The sequence below is a fragment of the Methylobacterium sp. 13MFTsu3.1M2 genome, assembly GCF_900112625.1.
In the GTDB taxonomy this organism is placed as follows: domain Bacteria; phylum Pseudomonadota; class Alphaproteobacteria; order Rhizobiales; family Beijerinckiaceae; genus Methylobacterium.
Genome location: NZ_FOMM01000060.1, coordinates 1 through 5,275 on the forward strand (window position 1 = coordinate 1; position 5,275 = coordinate 5,275).

The following is a 5,275-nucleotide window of genomic DNA, read 5'->3' on the forward strand; positions in this document are numbered from 1 at the left end:
TTTGACACCGCGTCCAGAAGCCGATCCCAGATGCCACGCTTGCGCCAGCGCCGAAAACGGTTGCCGCAGGTCGTATGTGGGCCGTAGCGCGCCGGGATGTCGGCCCAGGGCGCGCCCGTGCGCAGCCGCCAGAAGATCCCGTTGAGCACCCGCCGGTCATCCACGCGCTCCTTGCCGCGCACGTCCGTCGGCAACAACGGCTCGATCACCGCCCACTCCGCATCCGTCAGATCAAACCGCGCCATCAAGGCCCTCCTGCTCAGAGGGCTAACGACGCCGCGGTTCAACCGTGCCAGCCGTTATGGGTTCGCGACCTAGTGGCAGGTTGCTGTTGCGGTTTGAGGCTCTGCATAGGGGTGACAGAAGATGTGCGGCTGCTCGATGATGATGAGCGCCGCAGAGCGAACAACAAGGCAGCGCTTACAACACATGCTACGGCTGCCCCGACCGGTGCCACAAAAATCGAAACCGCTCCCAGCGACGGCCATATAGCCACAATCGAAAGTCCTGCGCCTACGAAGGCCGATAGAACGAGGAAGATGAGGTTCACGAGCGCACCCTTCCGCGATAGGCGGCCCGACGTGTCGCCCTCGGGTTCGAAGAACGGGGAGGTTGTATGACGATCTCAATGGCCAATATGCGGCAACTTCTGAGCGAAAACCGGCAACGGTCAGCCGGCGCGCCAGGCGTGCTCGCGGCGGCATCAGCTGGGGGAGTGACTCAGCGAAGGTACGACGGCGGCAGGCAATCTCACAGCAGTAGAAGCGTCGGACGCGTAGGCGCAGCGTCATGGGCTGCCCGATGCTCGGCAGATCGGCCGGACGGCGTTCATAGCGGCTGTGAACGACAGCGCTGGTCGTATCAGAGGTTGGACACTACCCGTGCACACGCCGCACTTGGGCGAAGACGACCGTCGGTCCGGATGACGCGCCCGATGGTACAGCCCGGCAGGGATGAGGACAGGATCAAACGCTTGGTGAACCAGCCCGTGCCATCCTCGTCACCGCGACCGTTCCACGCAAAGTGCGGGAGAACCGCAAAGCCGAAGGAAGATCATACCGTACCGAGCCAGCCATGCACTTCGAAATCCGCGTGACCGGCCGCCACCTCTAGACTTAGGTGCTGCTCGACGCCTCCCACATGACGGTGAACGAATCGGACTGGACCTTCCCGTCCGAGGCGCAGGCTTTAGCTGCCGCGCTGGCCTTCTCGAAGCTGATGACCCGCGCCTGGAAGACGCTGACCGCGCCGACGTCGGACGGCCTGCTATGATGTGCTGCCGCGGATCCGTGATAGCGCCGCTCAGCCTAATCCCGGCTGCGCCCCATTCCTCGGCGGCGATTAGAAGGTCGCGGTAGGCAACGGCCCGTGGTCTGACAGGCTGGATCTGATTTGGATAACAATTGAAGACATGGAAAACAACAATTAGCAATCATTTAAAAGTTTTTGAGCTTGATATAGATAAACTTCATGACGGTGTGCAGTCGCTCCGTTGCTGGGCGTCGACTTAGCTACATCAGTCAAAATTTTCTTGAATTTAGATCGATTGAGTCCGCGCCATGTAATGCTGGAGACTAATGTCGATATGACGATTTCTAACGCATGTGACCGCTCTGTCTGGTTAGCCAATTGACGTTCAAGCAACTGTTCCCTCTGGCGCGCCGCAGCCAAAATAACTTCGATTTGGTTCCAGGCGTCCATATCCCTCTCGCACGATCTAAGATCACGTAGGATCGGTGATGTTGCCGAACTTTGGCTTTTTCGGCGAGCTGTGACTTCAGCAAAAGCGCACATGGCAGAAACAAGGTCGGGATTGGCGGTCCAAAAATCTGAATCGATGTACGAGTACGCTCGCTCCCGTAGAGCAAACAAGTTGCCGCCAGTGAAACCCTCGATTCGATCTCCCCACCGAGCTTTTAAGGTGCTCTCTATGCTAAGAAATTCCCCTATATCATAACCTATAGTCATATTTTTCATGAGTCTATCTGCTCTCTCCGCCACTAACGTGCGTAAGAATTTAGATTCTTGTGCCTGGATTGCATCTATGCCAACGAAACCATATGCATTCCACAGACGGATCATCTCACATTCGATGTATTCGAAAGATTTGTTGTTGTCTGTTCGCTCGCCAGGGAGACTCGTCAAGCCGAGTAAATCGGAGGCGAACTGTTGTGCCACATCAGGAATTTGATCGTACAAGAAAATCTTAATCGCATTTCTTCCAAAAACAGATGCCCAGTTACTCAACAATAAATCTGGAACCAGTAGATGTAGTCTGCCAGGAAGCGCAATTACATCTTGGATGAAACTGGTAAAATCTTCGACTCCGCCATGTTTAATTAATTCTTGCCACCATGAAGGAAGAAGAGACAAAATATTCCTCTGGTAATAAACAATAGTAAATTCGGCAGATGGAAGAGCCGCGCGGATCTTTTGCAACGAGGCGACTGGAAGAAAGCTAAGCTCTTCACTCGAGAGAACACAGGTTTTCTCAAGGCCCGAAAGAATCTCCAGCAGGCCGCCAAGTTTGAAATGATCAGGGTCAGACGCTGTCCGAGCAAACTCGTGCTGCCCCGTCTGATTGTCATGAGTGAAGGGGTAAACAAAACTTGCGCCACTCTGCAAAGAGCGCGCGTAGAGCATATTTTGGATCGATGTGGTTCCCGTTTTATGCGGGCCGATATGTATTATAAAATTTTGTGTCATAGTTCGATGTTGCGCATTGGCTCCGGATTTTTAGGCAAAATCTGATCATAAAGTGGCTGTTCTGATGCTGCGCTCAGCTGTAAGAGCATGTCGATTAGTGGCCGTGCTGTAACGGCAATGGACTGACCCACGGTTGCGAGCGTTAAGTCAGGCTTCGTCGGCTCTTCATAGGGCGCTGTGATGCCGGTAAAATTCGGGATTGTGCCGGCGCGCGCCCGAAAATATAATCCTTTTGGATCTCGTTCCTCACAAATTGGTAGAGGCGTATCTACAAAAACTTCAATAAACGCGACGTCTCCTGCGATAGCCCTTGCGGCCTTCCGTTCCGCTGAGAAGGGGGATATAAGCGAGACAATTGTTACAAGACCAGCATCAGCTACCAGTTTTGCTGTTTCGGCCACACGGCGGACGTTCTCAGCTCTGTCGCGGTCGGTAAATCCCAAGTCACTATTCAATCCATGGCGTAGATTATCGCCGTCCAGCACCATTGTTGCGCGTCCTGAAGCGGTCAGGGCTTGATCCACGACGTTTGCGATCGTTGATTTCCCTGCGCCTGAAAGGCCAGTAAGCCAAGCAATGACTGGTCGCTGACCAAGAGCCTTCCATCGTTGCTCCCGTGGCTGCAGGTGCTGCCAAGTCAGGTTCCGATCCGACGTTGGGCCTCGTGATCGGTTCATGCTTCGCTCCTAAGTTGTCCCCCAGGTATGGATACACAAAATCGTGATCGGTTGTGTTGCTACAACGTCACGTTGATGCGCTTCGTAGCGGCGGAGGGTAATTACCCAGGCCTGTGATGGCAGGGTTCAGGCGCCGACGGTTTTGAGGATGGAGCCGAATGGATTGGCACCGCTTAGGCGCGCGTTGTCGACAACGGTGCGGATGGCGGCCTCGCCCTCAGCTGGCCACATGTCGCGATAGCCGTTGGTCGCTTTCCGCTGGACGACAGCCGGACGCAGGAGCCGCTCGGAGCTGTTGTTAGTCGGCTCGACCTTTCCGGGATAGGCGAGGAAGACGAGCGGCTGATCTTGGCCTGCAACTCGCGGGTCAGGTCACGGACGCAACACGGGTGCAATGCGCTTCATATACGGCTTTCTGTCATTCGCATGAGGAAAGCGATAATCCTTAGCGCTAGAACGCGCTCGGATGTCTGGGTGGAGGCCTTCTCCGATGAGGCTTAATCTCGATTTGCCCGGTAGCTGGATCGTTAATCCCGGATATGTGGCGCAGCGTATCGGCGTGAGCGCAACGACGCTGAAGCGTTCCGTCATCGAGGGAAACGCCAGGGTCTTGATCGTACCCGGAAGCTGGGCGAACGCGAGGGGCGCGCGCGTCACTGTTCATCACTACGACGGTGGGTGGCAGGGCACGTTCGATCAGAGCGGACAGCTCGTGGCTGAGCATGTCTGGTAACTGCGGCCGCACCAACCGGAGGCACGGCGAGTTGTATCTCCTACTGGCAGGAGACTCCCATGAGCACGCACACCTATCCGGACGTGAACACCAGTTCTGCAAGCGGAGCGGCTGCCAACAAGTTGACTCACCGACTTGGCGTAGACGTCAACAGCGGCGATCAGCTTCCCAGCCCATACCTGCTCGGCATCGCGCTTTCGGGTGCAGCCGTGGCGTGTCTGCTGATCCGGCTAGTGATTGGGTGAGCGGCACCACCTGCCCATGAGGCACACCCTCGGCCAGCAAGGCGACTGGGTCGTTGATTCGTGTGAGTTGGCCCCACGCCTCGGTGTGGATGCCGATTACCTGAAGCGCATGGAGCGGCAGGGACACGTCGATGCCCGGATCAAGATCGACGATGACGGCGGCACGGGCCAGACACGTGTGACCGTCCGCCTGCTGAACCGAAGCTGGAGAGGCACCTTCCATGGAGGCGGCGCCCTCATTTACGAAGAGATATGGTGAGGCCTTGCAGTTGCAGCCGGCCCTTCGGCACTGCATAGCTCGGCCATGACAGCTGACGTACCGCACCCCTACTCGGTAACCATCGAGCCCCTGAAGAAACCGGAGGGTCATTTCGGTTGGTCATTGCGCCGAAGTGGTAAACTAATCGAGCGCTCGGACAGGGCGTTCACCACCGAGTTTAAGGCTTTCGAGAACGCTTTGAGGGCGATTGAGATAGACACGAAGCCGAGCAGTGGCGGCCGCCGCTAGGTGAGCGGACGCGCCGGATATTCCGGACAAGCGTCTCGTTTGTCCGGCGTCCGGTCGCGGTACTCATCCTGGCGTAAGCGATGTTCCGACCCCATCTTCTGTAGGGCGACCTGACCGGGCAGTTTGACGATCCGCACAAGAGGATCGTTTTGTGTCTGGACTTGACCGTAGACTTGAGCCGGAGGGGACGGTCCGGCGTTTTGAGGTGATCGACGGCGCGGTCGGCCGCAGGCGCTGGAGCGCGGACGACCGGGCGCGGATCCTGGAGGAGACGTTCGTTCCGGGCGCGGTGGTGTCGGTGGTGGCCCGCCGGCACGGGTTGACGCCGCAGCAGCTGTTCACGTGGCGACGCGAGGCGCGCCAGGCCGCCGCCGCGCTGCCGGCTTTCGTGCCGGCGGTGACCGCA

At 57.3% G+C, this 5,275-nt stretch carries 7 protein-coding genes and 2 pseudogenes; 4 read left to right on the top strand and 5 right to left on the bottom strand.

The window, feature by feature from the left end; genetic code table 11:
• Together BM314_RS29725 and BM314_RS29730 are read right to left on the bottom strand one after the other, a co-directional pair.
• Positions 1-245 (bottom strand): transposase (locus BM314_RS29725; RefSeq protein ID WP_139237870.1); only part of this gene is annotated, 245 nt, incomplete at its 3' end.
• A gap of 426 nt (positions 246-671) precedes the next feature.
• Positions 672-969, bottom strand: a pseudogene (locus BM314_RS29730) (transposase family protein); the annotation flags it as partial.
• Positions 970-1,119: 150 nt separating this feature from the next.
• On the opposite strand from BM314_RS29730, the gene BM314_RS29735 reads away from it, so the two are divergent.
• Complete coding sequence (locus BM314_RS29735) at positions 1,120-1,272, top strand: hypothetical protein (RefSeq protein ID WP_244534989.1); 153 nt, start codon at positions 1,120-1,122, stop codon at positions 1,270-1,272.
• Between the two features lie 153 nt (positions 1,273-1,425).
• On the opposite strand, the gene BM314_RS30415 is transcribed toward BM314_RS29735, so the two are convergent.
• The 3 genes and pseudogenes from BM314_RS30415 to BM314_RS29745 form a co-directional block, all read right to left on the bottom strand.
• A complete protein-coding gene (locus BM314_RS30415) occupies positions 1,426-2,643 on the bottom strand; it encodes a hypothetical protein (RefSeq protein WP_139237927.1) in 1,218 nt (405 codons plus the stop codon).
• 59 nt (positions 2,644-2,702) lie between these two features.
• Complete coding sequence (cysC, locus tag BM314_RS29740) at positions 2,703-3,383, bottom strand: adenylyl-sulfate kinase (protein ID WP_091982145.1); 681 nt, start codon at positions 3,381-3,383, stop codon at positions 2,703-2,705.
• 126 nt (positions 3,384-3,509) lie between these two features.
• Positions 3,510-3,757, bottom strand: a pseudogene (locus BM314_RS29745) (transposase); the annotation flags it as partial.
• Between the two features lie 418 nt (positions 3,758-4,175).
• On the opposite strand from BM314_RS29745, the gene BM314_RS29755 reads away from it, so the two are divergent.
• The 3 genes from BM314_RS29755 to BM314_RS29770 all read left to right on the top strand — a co-directional run.
• A complete protein-coding gene (locus tag BM314_RS29755; RefSeq protein ID WP_091982151.1) occupies positions 4,176-4,361 on the top strand; it encodes a hypothetical protein in 186 nt (61 codons plus the stop codon).
• Between the two features lie 16 nt (positions 4,362-4,377).
• Positions 4,378-4,620, top strand: coding sequence for a DUF6522 family protein (locus BM314_RS29760; protein ID WP_091982154.1), 243 nt, complete (start codon positions 4,378-4,380; stop codon positions 4,618-4,620).
• Positions 4,621-5,020: 400 nt separating this feature from the next.
• The coding region (locus tag BM314_RS29770; protein ID WP_139237928.1) for a transposase at positions 5,021-5,275 on the top strand (255 nt) is incomplete at its 3' end.